Source organism: Aeromonas diversa CDC 2478-85 (assembly GCF_000819805.1).
Classification (GTDB): Bacteria; Pseudomonadota; Gammaproteobacteria; order Enterobacterales; family Aeromonadaceae; genus Aeromonas; species Aeromonas diversa.
In genome coordinates this window covers 1-2,967 of record NZ_CDCE01000019.1, presented here as the reverse complement: position 1 = coordinate 2,967, position 2,967 = coordinate 1, and the positions used below count along the sequence as shown (strand labels likewise).

General features: G+C 60.5%; 2 protein-coding genes. One reads left to right on the top strand and one right to left on the bottom strand.

What is annotated here, in order from left to right; translation table 11 throughout:
* Nucleotides 1–179: 179 nt before the first annotated feature.
* Complete coding sequence (locus tag BN1121_RS04785; RefSeq protein WP_043156913.1) at nucleotides 180–2,432, bottom strand: immune inhibitor A domain-containing protein; 2,253 nt, start codon at nucleotides 2,430–2,432, stop codon at nucleotides 180–182.
* Nucleotides 2,433–2,744: 312 nt separating this feature from the next.
* Between BN1121_RS04785 and rraB the strand changes: the two genes are divergently transcribed.
* On the top strand, nucleotides 2,745–2,967 hold a 223-nt coding region (gene rraB, locus BN1121_RS04780), incomplete at its 3' end, for a ribonuclease E inhibitor RraB (RefSeq protein ID WP_156139392.1).

Sequence of the window (2,967 nt, the reverse complement as noted above, 5' to 3'; positions counted from 1 at the left end):
GCTGCTGCCGCCGTGAGCGATGCTGCTGCGACCGTCGAGAAGGCCGCCGAAGAGACCAAGAAGTAATCTCTCGAACAGCATAATGCCGGGAAGAGGGCTCTGCCGTCTTGCCAAACAGAATCCGAGCCCTGTCAGGGCTCGGATTTTTTTATGTCATCAACCCGCATTGAGGGGGGGCTTTACCCCTGTTTGCTGACAATGATGCGGCCGGTCGTCAGATTCCGGGCTTGCCCCGTCACCTGGATTTTGAGCCCATAATCGGGCAGCTTGCGCCCCGCATCGGGAATGTCGTCACCCATGTAGGCCTTGCTGTCTTTAAAGACCCGATGTGGCACCAGCCAGAGATCCCGCAACAAGGATCCGCTCGAGTGTTTTATCACTAGCGGATGCTGGAAGCCCAGGCTGAAGGTGGCATCGTGGATCTGGTAGCGGGTGCTGGCGACGGCCCCGTCGCTCCATTTCAGGGTGCGCTGGTCTGCATCGACCACGCCGAGGAACCCCTCGCCCGGGTGGACTCCAACCCAGTTGTTTTCCTGGCTTCCATCCACATACCAGAGCAGCATGCCGGGCTCATAGCGCATCATCTGGTCGCCCACGCTGATGTGCGCCAGTCCCTTGTCGACGCCGGCATGGTTACGCCACTCGGCCAGATAGTAGTGCTCCTTGGGCTCGGTACCGTCGTTTTGGGTAAAGCCGGCCAGGGTGAAGGCGCTCGTCCCTTCGGCCCCGTCGCTCACCAGCAGGTTGCCGTCAGCGCTGACCGTCAGATCGTCGACGAAGAAGCCGTTCTCGGCCACGCCACCGTCGCTCAGGTACTGCAGGGTCAGCTCGATGTGCTGACCGGCCCAGGGGCTGAGATCGAACTCGGCGTCATTCCAGCCACCTGAGCTGCCGGTGATGCCGATCCCGAAACCGACCTTATTGGGGTCATCGCTGGTGGTCAGATTGCCGGCGATGGGCTGACCGTTGACCAGCACCCGGGCATAGTCGTAGTCCTGCTCGATCTGGTACCAGGTCTTGAACGACAGGCTGGCCTGGCTGCGACCGGTCAGGTCAATCTGCACGCTCATCCGGTTGTCCAGGTTATTGCCCTTGCCGCCATGATACTGATACTGGCCCGCATACGGCGGGTTGAGTGGCACAGCCTTGGCGGGCAGGTTGATGCGCACTACGTCGTCGTTGCGTCCCTTGTCGTTGGCCTGATCCAGCATGTAGACGTTGCCGCGGGCGCTGAGGTCATTGAGATGGACATTGCTACCGTGCTGCCAATTTCCACCGAGGGAGGCCTGCAGGAACTCCTTGGCCCAGGGGGAGAAACCGGTCGGCTCTGTGCCGCCGATGACGCCAGCCCAGGAGCCGGAGGACATGACAGACCAGGTGGCGATGGGTTCACCCTTGCCGGTGTATTTGGTGTCGTACTCGTCCGGTAGCCCCAGATCATGGCCGTACTCGTGAGAGCAGACGCCGGCTGCCGCGTCGATGGGCTGGATGGTGTAGTCATAGGCCGCAAAGGCGGTGCCGGGCAGTGGGTAGACCTTGCCCAGATTCCAGCGGTGGGCCCAGATGGCGTCCTCGCCGAGATCACCACCGCCAGCCTCTTCGCCGATGCTGGAGTGGAAGATCATCAGGTGATCGATGACGCCGTCCGGTTCGTTGCGGTTACCATCCCCATCCAGATCGTAGCGATCCTCTTGATCGAATTCGGACAGATCGATGGAAGGATCGCTGGCGACCTGATTGAGTGCCTCTCGCACCAACTCCCTGACGGCATTCTGGTTCTTGTTGCTGCCGTAGTAGGCGGCATTTTGAGTGGCTGTGTACCAGCCCGCCACCTGACCGGCCACGCTGTAGCTCCCGCCCGACTGCTGCTCATAGAACTGATGCATGGAGATGAACGTCTCACCGTTTGGCCCGACATAGCCCTTGTCAGAGAAGAGCAGATCCTGGTAGTGATCGGGCCTGTAGTCCGGGTAGTACATCTTGGTCTGATCGGGCTTGATGCTGTTTTTCGGATAGTCCGGGAAGTCGATCAAGATGGCCAGGATGCTATCGGTCCGCTTGGCACCGGTCCACTCTTCCTTTTCGATCCCCTTGAGCAGCAGGGTCGGGATGCGGTCATGCAGGCGTGCCGTGCCGTTGAGTGTCATCTTCTTGAGGATCTTGGCGCGGACACGGGACTCCTGGAAGGCCAGATCGCCGCTGTGGCCGTTGTAGGCGCCCGCCTTCTCCCGATAGTAGCGGGAGAGGATAGTCTGCTCCGCCTCCGGGGTGGCCAGAGCAGGTATGCGGCCACTGTCGCGCAGCATCTGCAATACCTTCTCCTCATCGGCCAGAGGGGCGTCGAAGGGGCCGTGCACCGGCGCGGCGAGGGCGTGACTTCCAATCATCAGGGTTGAGCCAATTGCCAGGCTCACTATCGTTTTTCTTGTCATTGTCTCATGTGCTCCTTCACACGATGGATATGGCGCGAGTCTCGACTCGCCGTCCTTTGATAACCTCCCGTGCGTCTCGTGTCATCGTGCCGTCATCAGGGGATGCTGTGGTGAGCAAGGCCTTGGTTAACGAAATGTTGCGTGCAACGACCGGCTGAGGATGGGGATCCGCTGGACCAGGGCGGAAAGGGTGGCATAAGGTGTTAATCTGACCTTTTTTCACGTTCCCCCATTTGGGGGGAGAGAGAAGCGATTGAGCCAAAGAGGGGGGCGCGCTATCCTTGCGCCCAACTTTCCTGCCCTGGAGGCGTTATGAGCATGAACCTGCAAGAGTGGCGTGAAGAGACCCTCGCCATCATCGACGAGCTGCTGGCCGATGGCAGCAATCCCGACGCAGAATACGAGATCGAGCACCACTTCGCCTGTCAGGACTTCGCCCGTCTGGAGAAGGCCGCCGTGGATCTGTTCAAGGCCGGCTACGAGGTGACCGATGCCGAGGAGATGGAGCTAGACGACGGCGCCACCATCCTCTGCT